Here is a 16,889-nt window from a genome sequence, read left to right on the forward strand (position 1 = left end):
TTATCGGTTTTCTTCGTGCCGCCGTTTAGTGGTTACTTACCATTTTTACTCTGCTTTAATTTCTGTTAGCTGTTCTGTGAACATGGCATTCAATAATAATTCTCCCTGCTCATTCACTTTGAATTCCCCATAACGCGCTTTTTCATAACGTTCTGCGGTGCCTTCTTCAAAAAAGAAGGCATTAGTAGCAAATTTTATTTGATCATAACGTACACGATAATTAAGTCGTAGTTCATTTTCTTGCAATGCTTGGCCTTGGTAAATACTTTGAAAAGTACCGATCTTGTTTTCATCTAAGCGCACGACTATTTGCCCATCATGGGTACTTGTTGATGTATTGTTTGCTAGCAATTGCAGTGCGTCAGAGAGTTGATTCGCGGCATCAAAACGTAGCGCCATATAATCGCCCTGCATTAATGAACGCGGATCCACTGGTGCTAGTTTTAAATACACCGTATCGCCTGATTTTAAATGTTGTTCTTTACTGAAAATTGAAACGTTCATCAGCGCTAAAATGATTAGCAACATGCCTATTACGATCTTAGATTGCATCGTTATCTCCTTGTGGCGTTGAGCCAACCTTCACAGGATCAATCTGTATCGGATCAAACCATTTTAATAGCACCAAACGAATCGCTAATATAAACAAACCCATTATTAATAAAATACCCGATTTTTCTAATAAAGTGAGCGTTAATAAATAGTAATAACTAGAGATATAAAAGAGTAAGGAGATCATGCCTAACCCTTGTAATAGTTTATTGCTGTTTGAAAAGCCCAATATCAATAGGGCAAAACCGATAGTAATACCAGAGGCTTGCATAGATAAAAGGCACAGGCTAATAGTGGCACCCATAATCACCAATTTAGTATTAAAGGGTAATTGATGCTGACTACGTAATATTAAGGTGATGACCAAATAAAGCATGGCAACGAGCAATAACAGCTCATCTAAATAGTAAAACCATGAGGGTTGTAACCTACTTTCATTTAACCAATATGAAAGATCGTAGCCAATGATATAAGAAGCTTTGAGCGGAATAAGCAACAACACAACCCCATAACTGATCGCTTCAAAAGCAGGTTGCCACTTCACTGAACGCCATTCATTGAGTACCAAAAACAGCACTAACAGTAATAAAATTGCAGAAGTGAACGCTGAAAGATGCAAATAATAAAGGCAAATAGTCAATGCGATACTGGCAAAAAAAGCACAACAAACGCGGTGTACATAGTTTGGCATAACTAGGCTCAAACTACTTTGCATGACCAAAATAGCGAACCAAAGTAATAGGTCAGAAGGGTGACTATCATAGATGAAAATAGCCCAAGCGATCAAAGCTTGTCCGGCAAAACTAAAAGCTAACATCAGATGTTCACGGAATTCAGAGGGGTTATTTTTTAGTACATTATACGCCATGGTTATCATCACGGCACCGACCAGAAAACAAATGATGCCGTTATCCACTAAGTCTTGTAGCGTGAGCAATAAAAAACCTAAGATAAATAATGAGGCAAACCAGCCTGAAAAAGCCAGTAACAGCTTTATGAACCAAGGTGATTCTATTTCCTGTGTTGACTGAAACTCACCGCTCACTAAGTCTTTGTCTTGAAGCTGTTGCCACAATCTTTGTTGTTGGGGTTGCTGCGTACTCATGACAACATCTCCTTATTGACTTTCTTCAACCAAATCGTGGCTAAGCTAGTGAGACCAATAATTAATGCTGAAATAAGCAGAAAGAAGATCTCAATAAAATCTTCATTGAGACATTCGATAGAAAAAGTCACTATCATCACAATGCCTGATAAACAGCCTCCTGCTAACATAAATAGATCACATCGGAAATGTCGATATACCACGTATAGCGAGACAATAAAGAGGCTCCAAAATAAGAAAGGCCATAGGCTAGTATCCTGTGAATCTATTATTGTATCAATCGCAATAAAGGTGATCGTAAAACCTGCTAGCGAGGCGATGCAGCGGGCTAACCAACGAGGTGATAAATAGGTAAAACGGCGGCTACTCAGTTCTAATAAAGTTAATGCGATACTGTTGAATAGGAAGAGGGCAACCCAAAGACTATCATCAGCGGAGAAAAAATCAGTTAAGGGCAGGCCAAAAGTGTCAATGTAGAGGCTCAATGCCACATTTAATAAACCTAACCAACTTAACCATAACGGTGCAAAGCGCGCAATAACTACCCAAGGGGTGATCAATAAAGCCCAATAGAAAAACAATGTCCAAGGGTCGGCGCCGGTTTGATAAGTTTGACCAAAAAAGGCCATTAAAACTCCCACCATTAAACAGCCCACTAATAAGCTCATTTGTGCTTTAAGGGTCTCTTTTGGAGATCGCCAGTAGAGAAATATCGTCATAGCGAGCAGTGACTCTATTAACGTGAATTTTCCAAAACGTCCCCAATCATCCCAGTTATATGCGATAAAAAAGAGTACTGAAAAAGCGAGGCTTAATGCTCCTAAACACAATAACAATCGGTCAATAAACTTAACCCAGTTGTTGATAGTCGGATAAACTTGCGTGCAATTAAGTGCATCATTAATTTTCGCTGGTGGTACGTCACCGCGTTTTATAAAATTACTAATAATGTGGCGTGATGATGGCATTGCCTCTTCCTGATCATTTTTTGTCTGGTTGATATCAAAGATAACTTAAATTCAAACAAGAAGTACAACTTTTTAGATTTGCTAGAGAACGGTTATAGTGAACGACTTCCTACTTATTAATGAATAGAATGACTTTGATCTGTTAGCTGTATCGATTTGATGTATTTTTCCATACAGTAAAGTGTCAATCATAAACATACTTTGGCCGTGGTTGAACATATTGAGTATTAAAAATTCTCATCACTACTTTGGCATTTATTGTGAGCATATAAAATATGTTTATTACTGTTAACTCAATTGATTAAATAACCATTATAAATAGGCGTTCGATGATAATAAAAAACCAACTTAAATGTACCTTACTGTTTGTCATTACTACTGTTGGCATACTTGGCTGTAATAGCACGCCTGCTCAATCTAATGATTCAGCCTTAGATATTGAAGAAGAGTACAGTGACGAAAAGTACAGTGACAAAAATGCAAATTGGTTAGCAAGTTCTTGGGGCATCACTCAAAGGGTTGATGGCGGCTATAAGCTAGATCAATCTGTCGATGCCGGATCTGCTCACTGGGTTGCTGGTGCAGAAGAGATAGTTAAAAATCTTCCTTCATCAGGACATGTCATCACTTCTTTCACTCATCCTGCTCATGCTTTTCTTTTTACATTACGTGATAACGACAATGTTGATGTAGCCGCTATCCATCCAGATATGGTGCCTCGACTTGAAAATGAACAAATCATTTTTGATGTGATTAATGTTTATCGAAAGGCGGGCAAAAAAGTTATTTTGTATTTAAATGCAGCAGGGCCCTCAATGATCACAGATAGTGATCCTGAAAATGAGCGTGAAATAAAAGCTGCATGGGAAAAATATTATAATACTCAATGGGGTGGTGATGAAGGTGCTGCTTGGCGCTATTTAGTAGAGGGTTATGCCAAAAGGTTTGATGGTTTAGTGGATGGTTATTGGTTAGATAATGTAAGGAAATTACCAGGTTCACTATCTGATTTTGTTGATACGTTACGCAGCGTCGACCCAACGTTAGCGGTTGGCATCAATGAAAAGAAAGCCTATTTTACAGATGCCAATGACAGTAGTGGGTATCTTTATGTTGATAGCGACGGTTTAGATGACCAAGATGGCACTGATTATAAAATCATAAAACATGTACCTACCAACAAATACGAAGACTTTACTGCTGGTCATATCACACCGCTAGGACGAGGCGCACCCCCTAACTCTTGGGGGTATGAAGAATATACGATTCCAGATATGCAAGAGAGCCCTTGGGATAGTTACAACGGTAACAAAAAAGTACTTAAACACGGTTGGTTTCCCATTAGAAGTACATGGAGTAGTTCAAGGTCTAATTTGGTCTTTGGGATCGAGCAAGCCTATCGTTTTACACGTAAGATTACTGATGCTGGCGCGGGACTTACTTGGTCAACCACTCAAGATAAGGGATATATGAGTGCTGATGAAATGGATATCATGATAGAAATTGAAAATAGAATGATTCAAACCCCAAAAGCAAACTATGAAACTTATCAAAGGCCAGTAGGTGCTTATTTACTGGGTGAAACACCTTAATAGTAAAATCGGCTGTTAAAAAACAGCCGTTAAAAATCGGTCAATCTAACAGCGTAAAAACAACCAATAAGCAGTAACTAATAAAATGACTTTTTATCTATTAGCGTTATCGATTTTATGTGTTTTTCCATACGGTAAAGTATCAATCATCAAACAACCGCTCTGGCTATGGTTAATGGGCTTGAGTGTTGTTAGTGGTTATGTTGAACAGCATATAGAGGCTTTGGGGCTGGTGGGTATCGTGGTTTATGTCGCTTTATATCATGGCGCGCTTTACATAAAACAGCCTATCATGCGGGCAATATCCAGCACTGCTTTTATCACCAGTTCATTGGCATTAGCCATGCATGTCGTACCCGGTTTTAATAACTTACCTATTGTCATCAATGAGCTGATCACCAGCGATGCCATCCCTTACACCCTTTATGCCAACTTTGATAAAGGTATGGCAGGGTTGTTAGTTTGTGCTTACTTTTTTTCTAAGAGCCAAACAACTAAAGCCTTAGATACAACTACACCCTTAACTACAGCCTCAAATACAACTACTGCAAATATAGTTACAGTAAAAACCAGCACGATAACAATGCTTAAACAGCCTTTTTTCATTATTATTTGTACCGTGTTAGCGACGTTGACGGTGGCTTTAATGATTGGGTTAGTAGGATTTAGCCCTAAAGTGCCAGACTTTTGGTTAGCCTTTATTGCTATTAATCTTTTGTTTACCTGTGTTGCTGAAGAGGCGTTCTTTAGAGGCTTGTTACAAACTAAGTTGTCGCAATTAATTACCGTTAAACGTTTAGCTATTTTTACACCGCTTATAACGGCAGCCATTTTTGCCTTGGCGCATTTTATAGGTGGATGGAGTTATGTGTTGGTGTCAGGTGTAGCAGGTTTTGGTTACAGTTATGTTTTTTATAAAACACAGCGCTTAGAATGGGCGATTTTGTGTCATTGGTTAGTGAATATTTCACACTTCTTTTTGTTTACTTATCCGATGATAGGAGAGGTGGCTCCTCTTTGATTTTTTAGATATTTCGTCTGCGCTCATCCGATCAACTTAGGTTTTATTTACAGTATTGTTAGTCTGAACTCATTGAAACATTTAGAAGTCTATTTGCTTCGTGTTTCGCCTTAGCGGCGATCTTGCTTTTTTTACTTGTAGGTAAACCTTTTTACAAAGTTTATATATTGAGTGCAAAACTGAGCAGGACACGTTTCCCTGATTCGATTTTAGTCACGCTGTGTTCGTACTTGTCGGGTCTAAATAAATACACGCGATTAAATAAGTTAATAATGCATTTTGTACACTTAAATACACCACCCACTTTTGGTTGTACCAAAATTAAATTGAGTTTGTAATAACGCCCTTTTTGTACATTGTCGACATGGTTCATCACACTGTGGTTGATAGGGTAGGTCACTAGGTTTATTGAAAATAGCTTACTATAAAGAATGGTTTTATTTTGAATGGTTGCAGTCATATTGTCTCCATGCTGTTTACACCTTTATTGTAGCATTGAGTCACCTTGTAATACGTTAGCTTAGTGATATCAAAATACGATGAGATATAACCAAATAGTTTGTTTGTTATGGTGTGAAAAGGATTTACTAATTTGGAAAATCCTAAGTATAAAGGGGAAGCGTCATTACATTGAATGATGCTTTAAGCTTTCAAAAAATTAAACGACGAATAAATTCTCATCTGTTTTTTCATTTGCAGTCTTTTCACCACAATTATTAGAGTCTGCTGCCTTTTGTCATGATTAATAAATCATAACTTTATTATATCTCTTTGTTTTAATGTTAAATCAACGTAAAGTTATGTAATATTTTAATCATTAACTCTTGTCGTGTTTTCGCGGTTAAAGTGACATTTTGTGAGTTAATAAAGCTGTTAAAAGTAAATTTCTAGGAGCAGAGTATATGTCAGGCAAGTTAGAGCAATGTTTAAATGATTACTATGAATACCATCATTCTATATTGTTGCCAACATTGCGTGATATAAGTAATAAAGTAGAAGAAAACACTCTTAAACTTCATCAGGCTATTGGTTTTAATATGGTCATTGCTCATGCTCTTGATTATATGCTCGCAATAGAAAACGCACGTAGTGATGAGCCTGTAAGTAGAAAGTCTATTATGCAGAAACTAGATCATAGCTATAAAGTTGAAGGTGGTAAATTTATTAACAATAAGTTCCAATTAATCGATGCCGTGAATAATTCGATGAAGCATATTAACCTTCACCCTGGACGCTATAAAAAGCTAATCGAAGAATATGGAAATATGAGTTTTAGATTGCTAATTGAGGAATCTGGCATCGTATACATGAAGACAGAGCATTATCAGTTTGATTACGGAAGAATTGTTTTACGTAGTATATGTAAGATTCTTAATTTTTCGTATGATGATCATGAAATTATTCTAGGAACTATAGATGGTGAAGATGGATGCATTGAAGTATATGATCCGAGTTTAGATCCAACAGACCCATCAACTGCAATTGATAGAATGATTGAATATTGCAACCCCACTTGTATTGATTGCGATGAGGGCGAAGAAGAGTGTACATGCGAGGAGTATGTATACGGTAATACCGCTGGTGAATTTTCTCCTGATTTTGATAGTGAGTTTGATGTCAACTCTACGATGTCTGAGATTGGTTCAAGTTGGAAGTGATTGTTTAGTTCAGCGTAGTATTACTTTTGACAATGTACTTAAACAGAACTAAAACAGTTGGTTAGGTTCCGCTTCGTTTCACATTATAACCAAAAATTTTAGTCCGCTTAGTGCGGCGCTATACGAATACAATAGGAATCTAACCGATGGATGGTTATTTACAAACAGGGCTAGGAATACTCGTATCTTTAATATTATTTGTAATTGGATACAGGCAAACCATTGGCGCTAGAAAAGAAAGAGCAAAAAATGCAAATAGCTCAGTTCATAGAGCAATAATGCGTAGAATGGTTTTAGAAAACTACGCTCCAGCCTATATTGATGTCACTAGACTAATCGAGGGAAAGGCAAGGGAATTTCAAGTCTCAGGAAATTCCCTTTACTCTGAAGAACAAGTTTTAAACAGCCTATATACCGAAGTTTTTGATAGTGACCTCATATCACCTACTCAGAGAGTTGAAATAGAAAAACAATTAAGTGAATGCTTCACTAAGCTTGAAAATGAGCCATCTAAGCCTTCATTTTCTGAATTTCAGCAATTGAGAGTTGAACGAAAAAGCACGAAAGATGGCTTAACAGCAATGGTATTATCTGCATCATTACTTGGTGCATTAAGCTCTATCCTGTTCAAGTTTATAGAAACGAAAACCCTTGAAGTTGAGTGGCTTTTTAGTGCCATAGGAGTGTTAGTTGCTAGCGTTGCGGTATTGACTTCGTTGAGTATGTTCAGAAAAAGTAAAGACGTTGAAGCGTTACCTTCAAGAGGTGCTGCACAATTGATGTCGTCAGAATTTGAATCAGATATCGCCAAAATTCTTATTAAAAATAATTTCGACTTCTCTATAGAGCCACGTATTGGAAATTTAACCCCTGACTTTCTAGTGCGCCATAATGGTAAAGTTATAGCTATTGAAGCAAAATCTTGGCACAAATCAATGCCTTTACAATTTATGCGTCGCACAATTGATTATATGAATCAACTGGTTAATGCTGAAGGTATTGATAAAGCCATATTAGTAACAACTAAAAATATTGTAGTCCCTATTGGTAGGCTAGAAAACGATAATGTGTCTGTAGTTACTATTAGTGGCCTTGTTACAGCGCTGAAGAACGCGGCATAATTCGTATAACAAGTTACACAAGCAGCTGGTTGTGCTCGTACCACCCAAATTATAGCTAGCCATTTTTAGCCGCTTAGCAAAGCGTTAGCACTACAAGGAGTATTTTTCAGTGCAATTTGAAGAAATTGAAAAACAATTAGACTTAATACCAAAAGTTCTTAAGATTGCAATGCAATTTGGACTAGGAGTCGGTGCGCTAATTATCCTTGTATATTGTGGAGGAGTTGGTTATTACCCGTCGGGGTTGACTGTTGGAGATGGCCTTCTTTTCATTGCAGTAGCCTTGAGTTTTGGATTTTCATACTCAATTGTTGTGTTCTTGTTATTTTGTACTGCTATTGTACTGACACCATTTTGGCGAGTATTGCAGGTAATTATTGTTCATGCGCATAAGTTGTGGTTAAAAATAAATAGAAGATCTACAGACGCAGATAATTTAGAGTTCCCCCCCTTAACTTCAGATCAACTGGGTATAGCTGTCATTGGTATTTTAGGTATTGGGTTTATTCTAATCAGCTTTTTCCAAAACTTTGAACTGTTTATTGGTCTAATTTCATCAGTCGCATTGATGGCATTTTGTTATTTATTGCTAAATTCAGTGTCTGAACATGAGGATGATACAAATCCCCAGAAAAAAACAAAAAAGAAAGTAAAGTTAGCATTCATGCTTTCAATCTACCTTATTCCCCTAGTTATTGGTCGATTTCAAGGTAATGTCCTTGACCAAACTATGCGACTGGTTGGGGTAAGGACTGAAAATGCGGTTGTACAGTTTCAAAAAGATTATAAGTCCTTTGTTGAGTCATCCTTAGGCAATAAAGGGGAAAACCTTTACGATGCAAAAGTTTTATTTAACGGTTTCGGCACTAGTAGTGTATTAGAAATAGAAGGAAAAAAATTCGTAGTACCAAATACACAGTACTTTCTTCGATACGATTAAAGTCCTAACAAACAAGGATAGGTGTCGCGCAGCCGACACCTTATCTGGGTGTTGGATAAGCCCGAATGAGACTCTTTGCTTTATATAGTAAATAGTGGAATGGGTTTTGGGCTGGCTCAATAATTCAACTTTCTTTAAGGCGAGTCTCACTAATATACAATTGATACCTCAATTATATCAGTATGTTATATTTTATATGTTGGATGCTATATCACCTCTCTGGCTTGTTAATCTTTCATTTGTGTCAATTATCTGTTTAAGACCGTACGTTTTCACGCATTAGTTTCTCAGTCGACTTAAGCCCATAAAATGCATTTCATGGTGACAGCATGGGCAAATACAGACAGCACGCTTGCGTTTTACTGGTGTCGCCATTGTGCTTATATCGCCCCCCAATATCAGCAATATTTGTAGTCGCAATTGTTTGGCATTGCCTCTTAAAAACCCGTAATCTCTCACCCGTTGCAGACCTTTTGGTAACACGTGTTGTAAGATTAACCACAAGAATTCGAGCACAGGTAAAGTACGTACTTTAGTCATATTAGTGCTGCTTTCTTTATACTTAAATGTGACCATTTCTTCGGATAGATTAATAATGTCTTTATCGGGTAACACGCCACGATACAGATAGCGTGATAAGTATTTAAAAGCAGAAGCACCAAATCCGACCTTACGGCAATCGACCATCCATTTTTTAGGCGTGTCAGTGGGCATGGTTAACTTCGCGCTCTGGTTAATCGCATCAATGACTCTTGCTCGCCATACTTTAGCGAGTGCAAATTCATTAAACAGATATTGCTTATCACTTTTACACCACTGTTTTTTCACAGCATTATATCGTCCGCAGGGCACAATAATATGCACATGAGGGTGACATTCACGTCGCCGATTATGCGTGTGTAATACGCTAGTAAACCCTAAACTGCCTTTATTCTCTCGCTTGGCAAAGTCTTTTAATATGCCCGCCGTCACTTGTAACATCAATTGATACAGTGCTTTGGGATGTTGACGAGCCAGCACTCTCAATTGATAGGGTAGCGTAAAGGTGACCATAAAATAGTGTACGGGTAATAGTTTATCGGTCTGTTTAACTAACCAATTTGAAGTGGTTTGATGCAAACATTGTGGACAACTTCGATTCCCACAGGACGCAGGGAGTTGTTGGTCATGCTGACAATGGCCACAATGCCATTGGGTCGTTCGATTTACATCGTTTTTACAGTGCAGCATATCAGTGATAGCGCGACGAATATCTTGATTCAACAATCTACCATATTGTTGCTCCAGTTTTGCTTGATAGCGCTCAAGTAGTGCAATAAATTGGCTCATGATGCCTCCCATTGAATTGATAACCTATTGGTTAATTGGTTCAAGGCGGTGACATTATCTTTTTGTTTGAGTGGGGTAAGTTGAGTGTATTTCGCTGTCGTATTCAGGCTGTGATGTCCCAATAGTATTTGCAGAGAGCGTAGGTCAATACCTTGCTCTAAGAGATGAGTTGCAAAGCAATGTCGTAATGAATGTGGACTGATAGATTTATTAATACCCAATTCAGTCATCACTTTTTTCAACGCTTTCTGCACACTGCCTTCATCCATCGGCACTTGTGTGTTTTTACCAATACTTGGAAATAACAACTGCGGATGACGATGCGTTGACCAATAGCAACGTAATGCAGAGAGTGTTCGTTTGGGTAAAGGGAGCAAACGGTCTTTACCTCCTTTATCTTCGCGAATATGCACTTGCATGGTATGGCTATCAATGTCTTTCACCATCAAATCAAGGGCTTCACTTAAGCGTAATCCCATGCTGTAAAGGACAAGGAAAAACACCTGATAACGTAACGCACGAGTGTGGCTAATCATCAATCCAACTTGTTGTGGCGCGAGAATGTCAGGAATGCGTTTTACTTGTGGTGGTTTGACAATATTGAGCCATTCCCACTGTCTATCGAGAGTATGTTTATAAAAAAACTGTAATCCATTTCGGTCTAATTTAATGGTACTCCATGAGTGAGTTTGAATGAGTTGTGCAAAGTAACACTTTAAATCTGCTTTGGTTAATGTGTCAGGTGTGCGGTCAAAAAAGGTAGTTATTCTACGTACTGCACGAGAGTAGGCATCAATCGTGGCAGGTCTCATGCCTTGCAGTGTTAGGTTGGTCAAATGCTGTTGATATAAAAGGTTAAAGTGTTGTTGCTCTGAAGTGTTCATGGCTTATACTCCTATTAGATATCACCGAAAAGTGATATAAATATAAGTATGAACGTTATTGGTATTTTGTTTTTCTGCCGCACAGCGGCTTCGTTCAACAAGGCGCTTAGCGTGACGTTATGTTTTTAAAAATCAGGTGTCTAAATAAATGAAAGTAAGTAATCCATTAACAATTATTGCTATTTTTGCTGGTACGGCAGAGGCTTTTGCTACTGGAGCTTTAATTGCGTTACCCCCCGAAATTCAGTCAAAATTTGTTTATTTTGTCATGTTATTCCCACTACTCATTGTTTTGATATTTTTTGGTGTTCTTATTTTCAAGCATCATGTCTTGTACGCCCCTAGTGATTTTGATGATCAGGCTGATTTTCTTCTAATAAATAACATAAAAAAGGCAGTTGCAAACGCAACTGAAAAAGCAATTTTAGATGCAACGGCTAGCGGTAAAGAAATAGACCCTAAAAAGGTTGCAGAATCAACGATCGAAGAAATGGAATCAAGCCTAACTTTGAAAGTGCTCAACTATCTTACAGAACATCCAAATGAAGCATTCACCTCAAGAGGTCTAGCTCATATTCTTTCAACAAGTACATGGCTAGTTAACTCAACACTGTATGATTTAGAGGGTACAGATTATATAAAGAAAGGTAAAGATGGTACGACTTTAGTCTGGCAAATAAAAACATAACAAGCATTTTAAATCGGAACAAAAAACAGTTGCTATGTTTCGCTTCGCTACACTATTTTAGCCAACTATTTCTGTCCGCTTAAGTGGATGTTGTGGTTGTAGAATAGCTCATTTTTTGTAAATTCATGATAAATTTGAATTTTTAACTTGTTGTTTTATTTGATTAATAAATTTTAAAAATGGCTGTGTTTTCTTGAAAAAAGAGAAATTCTACAGCCTCGTTATATTTTTTAAGGCACCTATGTATCGCATCATAAGTAAATCATTTGATAAAATGATCTCAAATTACATTCATACATTAAATCGTTTCTATCCTGCTAGGGAAAGTACGGGCTTTACTGAAGCAAACCAAGTACATATTTATATAAATGCGCTTATGAGCTGTCTTGATGATGAATGTGCAGTATCCTGGTTGGAATTACCATGGGAGCAAAAAAAACACCATATTGACGGATTTATATATTCCCCTAAACATAAAACTGTATTTTATATAGAAGCGAAACGACTATCGCATAAAAAGAAAAAACAAGAAATAATGCGAGATATTGAAAGGTTGCATGTTCGTGACAAGTCCTTTTTAAATGATTATGGGGTTGTGAATTTTGAGCATGAATATGCAATAGCCGTATCTGATGTGTGGTTAGAGACAAAATGGAAGAAATCAATACCGGAATGGTGGTGTGGTTTGAATAATGTTCCAGAACAAGTCTTACTTTGGGAAAAAAATAATGGCCCATTAATTAAATCTGAAAAAACAATACATGGAGAGTTAAAACTAGATCGAAACATTGATTGGTCTGAGAGTTCTTCATATGTATATTGGTTAGGTGAGAATGTTAGTGATGCAAATAATTACTGCTTACTATTAGCCGCATCAAAAATATAATAATGCAATTAAACGAAATTAAAACAGTGAATTACGTTTCTCTTCACATTATAACCCACTGCTTTAGTCCGCTTATTGCGGTGTTTAGGCTATAGAATTTCTCCGAAAAGAACGTTTTTACGTTCTTTTTTTATAATCTCTCATTGTACAAAAAAACAACCTTCATTGAGCTGGTCGAGTTTGAGCTAATAGCTATTATTCGTTCTGAGTTAAATATGATGGCATCCTTTTTAAATAAAGAGGTAAAGCTGACTTATCTTGCCAAAGTAAATTCATCCCTATTGATTCCTCACTGCAAATTATCCCCTTTGAATATGAATATCCACTTTTCCATATTGTTGAATACTCCTTTAGCAAAGTACCTTGATTTAAGTTCTTTTGATAATCGCTATGACAAGGATGAGGGTATTAGTTAGCTGTTATTGTTGGTGATTTTTATGCTGTTCACCTTTATGATGGCGGCCTATTTATCAATACCACTGCATTAAAAAAGATTAAGGAATACTGGGAAATGAAGAAAATTATATTCATCGGAATACTCTTGTTTTTGATTGCGATTTCATTTATCCCAAAATTTATTTCTTTTGAGCGAACGCCTTTTCAAAAAAATTGGATTACTTACAAAGCACAGTTTATTGATACTAACCGAGCACTTGATACTAAGAATGACAATATATCAACCAGTGACGGGCAAGGATTTGCTTTATTGTTTGCTGTCTTTTCTAATGATAGAAAGCAGTTTCAAGACATGTGGGCGTGGACACAACAAAACATGCAGCGTGAAGATCATTTATTTCGTCAGCAATATTCACCCTCAGAAAAAGGGGAGTGTGATAAAAAATGTATCTCTGCTCAAAGCAACGCAAGTAATGGCGATATTATTATTGCTTGGGCTTTATTAGCTGCAGAAAATAAATGGGATCGCCAAATATTCCTTGTTGAAGGTTTGCGTGTGTTAGATGCCATTAAAGCTAAACTTATTCGTCAACAATTTGGTTATCAGTTGATATTACCGAGCGAAACAGGCTTTGAGTTGCCTGATGACCGTATTCAAATCAATTTATCCTACTGGGTATTTCCCGCTTTAAATTTATTTACTGAAGTAACAGGCGATCCGATTTGGGCTGAAATATATCAATCAGGTACTTCCCTGATGACATCAGCTCGTTTTGGTGATTGGAATTTACCGTCAGATTGGTTGATCTTGTCGGAAGATAAAGCAACTTTAGAAGGCGCTAACTCTACAGAATATGGAGAGGAGGCTAATCGATTACCGCTCTATTTAATACTAGCGCAAGATTATCAAACCCAATTAATCGCACCATTTATTGGCTTTTGGGCTCAGGAAACGATGCCAGCAACACTTGATTTATTGACAGGTCAACGTTCAGAAACATTAGCTAACGCTGGAATGAAAGCGATTAAAGCCGTTACAGAAGCTAAAATGAATAATGAAGATGCTGATGTTACATTGCCTCAGATAACGCCAGAAACAGACTATTATTCTGCCACTTTTATTTTATTATCACAGCTTCCAATTGTGAAAAGGTAACGTTGTTGGGCTTTGTATTTTTAAAATCAAAAGCGGTTTAACTAAGAAGATATCAGCGCTAGCAAAGATAAAATCAAAAGCGGTTTAACCATGAAGGCACGAAGTGTGAAGAATATAAGGTCAAAAAATAAGTTTACATATTTTTAAAGTCCTTACTTCGTGTTCTTCGTGAAGCGTAGCGCTTCGTGGTTGCTTGATTTTTTAGAGCCAAAAGCTGTTTAACCACGAAGGGTGAGGAAGGTTAAGTACTTAACTTCATACGATTTTAAGTCGTTATTAGTAAAGTATAAAGTTGATTAAAGTTTGTGGGTGGCCTGCACTTTTGCTTTACGACGACTGAAGCCAAGGCTAGCTAAGCCGAGGCCTAGTAGTATGAATGAGCCGGGCTCAGGAACACTCGTCGCTTTACCGAAAGTGAATGCATGCCAATTTTCCCCAGGATTAGTGTCGAAAGTCATAGTTGTGACTGGTGCATCGAATAGTAACGTGCCGTGAAATTCCTGCATTGCCAGAGTATCGTTGGCACCAAGCACACCATTAGTTGCATCATTACCCCAGAATCCGCGACCTTCACTGTCAATTGTGAAAGACTGATCGAAATCGTAAGTGACAGTATAGTTAGGACGGCCGACGCTCAGTAATGCCATGTACAGATTATTAATCGCAGATCCGAAAGTTACAGTAATACTGTTAGCTGTGTTTAGTCCAACTTGCTCACTTGCTGTTGGGGCATTATCAATTGTGCCACCAGTATAGGCGAGGTCAGCAGCATCTGGCTCCGTCCAGTAATTGGTACCTGTACCTGTTTGCGATACACCATTCAAACCTGCAGTACCGGTTACCGTGACGGCAATACCCTCTATCGTACCTGTGGCAGTATTCCCACTAACGCTTGTCCAGTCGGTCCAAGCTACCGGAACTGCTAAGGCAGAAGAACTAGCTGCCAATATAGTCCCTGTTACCAAAATCCCTTGTATAATGTTTTTCATTTTAATCTCCTTATTAATTCGTGAAATTTTAATAAACTCCACCTTTGTAAGACTAAAAATAATGCATATTATGATCCAGTGATTAGAATTTCATATTTATTATATGCTTATCATTAACCTTGGCAGTGGGAATTGTAAAAGTTGTAAACATTGTCGACACTGATTTTTGAATCTCAGACATACAAAAACCAGCAATCAGCTGGTCAATTTCTTTCTTAACTGGTGTGGTTAAGAATGGTGCGGAAAGAGAGACTTGAACTCTCACACCTTGCGCGTTCTATACCAATCTAGTTGAGTAGTTGACCGTAATATTACGCAGGAAAAATAAAAAGTAGCAAGGCGTTTGATTGAGTAATAGCTAGCTATTGGGATTGAAAGCGGTATTAATAGCTGAACCTAATTCTAGCGCGTTTATCAATTACACCACTTTCCTAAGTTTAAATTTGAGAGCCTTTTGCAACCCTTCAAATTTCAGACATAAAAAAGCCAGCAATCAGCTGGTTAATTTCTTCCTTAACTGGTGTGGTTAAGAATGGTGCGGAAAGAGAGACTTGAGCTTTCACACCTTGCGCGTTCTATACCAATCTAGTTGAGTAGATGACCGTAATATTACGCAGGAAAAATAAAAAGTAGCAAGGCGTTTGATTGAGTAATAGCTAGCTATTGGGATTGAAAACAACGCAGGTAGTTTTGATTTTAACCAGTAAGGTAGGTTAGATAGTTAACTACATTGGTATTAATAGCTGAACCTAATTCTAGCGCGTCTGCCAATTCCTTGAATTTCAGACATAAAAAAACCAGCAATCAGCTGGTTAATTTATTTCTTAACTGGTGTGGTTAAGAATGGTGCGGAAAGAGAGACTTGAACTCTCACACCTTGCGATACTAGAACCTAAATCTAGCGCGTCTACCAATTCCGCCACTTCCGCAAAATTTGGCTGGGATAAGAGGATTTGAACCTCTGAATGCCGAGATCAAAACCCGGTGCCTTACCGCTTGGCGATATCCCAGTTGTAAATTTTAAAGAGTTTATTCTCTTTTAGCATAATGCCGAGATCCTATATTAAAATCTCGCGGTGCAATACCGTTTAGCAATATCCAAGTTGTAAATTTTAAAGAGTTTATTCTCTCTCAAGGTTAACCTTCTTCAAGGATTCCAACCCGTTAAAAACGAATTAGAGAATGTGGCTGGGATAAGAGGATTTGAACCTCTGAATGCCGAGATCAAAACCCGGTGCCTTACCGCTTGGCGATATCCCAATTGTGTTTTTAAAGAGTTTAACTTCTCTGATTGGATTCTTTATTGAATAAAGAATGGTGCGGAAGGAGAGACTTGAACTCTCACACCTTACGATACTAGAACCTAAATCTAGCGCGTCTACCAATTCCGCCACTTCCGCGTAAAGTAAATGGTGGCTACACCGGGATTTGAACCTGGGACCCCATCATTATGAGTGATGTGCTCTAACCAGCTGAGCTATGTAGCCATTTTTTACTTTAATCTCAACAACCACTGCAGAACAGTACGTCGTTTCGATGGGGCGCATTATGCGGATATCAGTGAACCTCGTCAACTATTTTTTAATAAAAAAAACGTTTTTTTG

15 protein-coding genes and 5 tRNA genes are annotated in these 16,889 nt (G+C 37.7%); 8 read left to right on the forward strand and 12 right to left on the reverse strand.

From position 1 onward, the window contains the following. Positions 1-45 precede the first annotated feature (45 nt). The 3 genes from H5084_RS11745 to H5084_RS11755 are packed head-to-tail and all read right to left on the reverse strand — an operon-like array spanning position 46 to position 2,625. The gene (locus tag H5084_RS11745) at positions 46-552 is read right to left on the reverse strand and encodes a GDYXXLXY domain-containing protein (protein WP_028867080.1); all 507 of its coding nucleotides are present in this window, start codon (positions 550-552) and stop codon (positions 46-48) included. Further along, the gene (locus H5084_RS11750) at positions 542-1,657 is read right to left on the reverse strand and encodes a DUF4401 domain-containing protein (RefSeq protein ID WP_182690584.1); all 1,116 of its coding nucleotides are present in this window, start codon (positions 1,655-1,657) and stop codon (positions 542-544) included. Before H5084_RS11750 ends, H5084_RS11745 begins: the two co-directional genes overlap by 11 nt. Continuing rightward, entirely contained in the window at positions 1,654-2,625 is a 972-nt protein-coding gene (locus H5084_RS11755; protein ID WP_182690585.1) for a DUF2157 domain-containing protein, read from the reverse strand. The genes H5084_RS11750 and H5084_RS11755 overlap by 4 nt, the downstream gene beginning before the upstream one ends. Before the next feature lie 329 nt (positions 2,626-2,954). Between H5084_RS11755 and H5084_RS11760 the strand changes: the two genes are divergently transcribed. Both H5084_RS11760 and H5084_RS11765 read left to right on the forward strand, forming a co-directional pair. Further along, positions 2,955-4,217: a hypothetical protein gene (locus H5084_RS11760; protein WP_182690586.1), complete on the forward strand. Its 1,263-nt coding sequence runs from the start codon at positions 2,955-2,957 to the stop codon at positions 4,215-4,217. Between the two features lie 85 nt (positions 4,218-4,302). After that, on the forward strand, positions 4,303-5,238 hold the full coding sequence (locus H5084_RS11765) for a CPBP family intramembrane glutamic endopeptidase (RefSeq protein ID WP_182690587.1): 936 nt from the start codon (positions 4,303-4,305) through the stop codon (positions 5,236-5,238). A 160-nt stretch (positions 5,239-5,398) separates the two neighbouring features. Here the strand turns inward: H5084_RS11765 and H5084_RS11770 are convergent, their stop codons facing one another. Next, entirely contained in the window at positions 5,399-5,698 is a 300-nt protein-coding gene (locus H5084_RS11770; protein ID WP_182690588.1) for a 2OG-Fe(II) oxygenase, read from the reverse strand. Positions 5,699-6,140: 442 nt separating this feature from the next. Between H5084_RS11770 and H5084_RS11775 the strand changes: the two genes are divergently transcribed. The 3 genes from H5084_RS11775 to H5084_RS11785 all read left to right on the forward strand — a co-directional run bounded on the left by H5084_RS11775 (position 6,141) and on the right by H5084_RS11785 (position 8,957). Further along, positions 6,141-6,896, forward strand: coding sequence for a hypothetical protein (locus tag H5084_RS11775; protein WP_182690589.1), 756 nt, complete (start codon positions 6,141-6,143; stop codon positions 6,894-6,896). A gap of 146 nt (positions 6,897-7,042) precedes the next feature. Continuing rightward, on the forward strand, positions 7,043-8,017 hold the full coding sequence (locus tag H5084_RS11780) for a hypothetical protein (RefSeq protein ID WP_182690590.1): 975 nt from the start codon (positions 7,043-7,045) through the stop codon (positions 8,015-8,017). Between the two features lie 109 nt (positions 8,018-8,126). Continuing rightward, a complete protein-coding gene (locus tag H5084_RS11785) occupies positions 8,127-8,957 on the forward strand; it encodes a hypothetical protein (protein ID WP_182690591.1) in 831 nt (276 codons plus the stop codon). A gap of 279 nt (positions 8,958-9,236) precedes the next feature. Here H5084_RS11785 and H5084_RS11790 read toward each other — a convergent pair whose 3' ends face one another. After that, complete coding sequence (locus tag H5084_RS11790) at positions 9,237-10,286, reverse strand: transposase (RefSeq protein WP_182690592.1); 1,050 nt, start codon at positions 10,284-10,286, stop codon at positions 9,237-9,239. Continuing rightward, a complete protein-coding gene (locus H5084_RS11795) occupies positions 10,283-11,170 on the reverse strand; it encodes a site-specific integrase (protein WP_182690593.1) in 888 nt (295 codons plus the stop codon). Before H5084_RS11795 ends, H5084_RS11790 begins: the two co-directional genes overlap by 4 nt. A 148-nt stretch (positions 11,171-11,318) precedes the next feature. Between H5084_RS11795 and H5084_RS11800 the strand changes: the two genes are divergently transcribed. The 3 genes from H5084_RS11800 (at position 11,319) to H5084_RS11810 (ending at position 14,296) form a co-directional block, all read left to right on the forward strand. After that, positions 11,319-11,858 carry an ArsR family transcriptional regulator gene (locus H5084_RS11800; RefSeq protein WP_182690594.1) on the forward strand — a complete coding sequence of 180 codons (540 nt, stop codon included), beginning with the start codon at positions 11,319-11,321 and terminating at the stop codon, positions 11,856-11,858. Between the two features lie 193 nt (positions 11,859-12,051). After that, on the forward strand, positions 12,052-12,744 hold the full coding sequence (locus H5084_RS11805) for a hypothetical protein (protein ID WP_220485951.1): 693 nt from the start codon (positions 12,052-12,054) through the stop codon (positions 12,742-12,744). 511 nt (positions 12,745-13,255) lie between these two features. Beyond that, positions 13,256-14,296 (forward strand): glycosyl hydrolase family 8, encoded by a 1,041-nt coding sequence (locus H5084_RS11810; RefSeq protein WP_182690595.1) that lies wholly within the window; start codon positions 13,256-13,258, stop codon positions 14,294-14,296. Positions 14,297-14,592: 296 nt separating this feature from the next. On the opposite strand, the gene H5084_RS19775 is transcribed toward H5084_RS11810, so the two are convergent. From H5084_RS19775 to H5084_RS11840, 6 genes are all read right to left on the reverse strand, one after another. Beyond that, complete coding sequence (locus tag H5084_RS19775; RefSeq protein WP_259396782.1) at positions 14,593-15,285, reverse strand: PEP-CTERM sorting domain-containing protein; 693 nt, start codon at positions 15,283-15,285, stop codon at positions 14,593-14,595. 844 nt (positions 15,286-16,129) lie between these two features. Then, positions 16,130-16,214, reverse strand: a tRNA-Leu gene (locus tag H5084_RS11820). A 6-nt stretch (positions 16,215-16,220) separates the two neighbouring features. After that, positions 16,221-16,295 (reverse strand) — tRNA-Gln (locus H5084_RS11825). Between the two features lie 175 nt (positions 16,296-16,470). Continuing rightward, a tRNA-Gln gene (locus tag H5084_RS11830) sits at positions 16,471-16,545 on the reverse strand. Between the two features lie 55 nt (positions 16,546-16,600). Then, positions 16,601-16,685 (reverse strand) — tRNA-Leu (locus tag H5084_RS11835). Between the two features lie 10 nt (positions 16,686-16,695). After that, positions 16,696-16,772: transfer RNA gene (locus H5084_RS11840), tRNA-Met, on the reverse strand. Positions 16,773-16,889 lie beyond the last annotated feature (117 nt).

Origin of the sequence: Psychromonas sp. SR45-3 (assembly GCF_014163575.1) — a bacterium.
Lineage (GTDB): Bacteria > Pseudomonadota > Gammaproteobacteria > Enterobacterales > Psychromonadaceae > Psychromonas > Psychromonas arctica.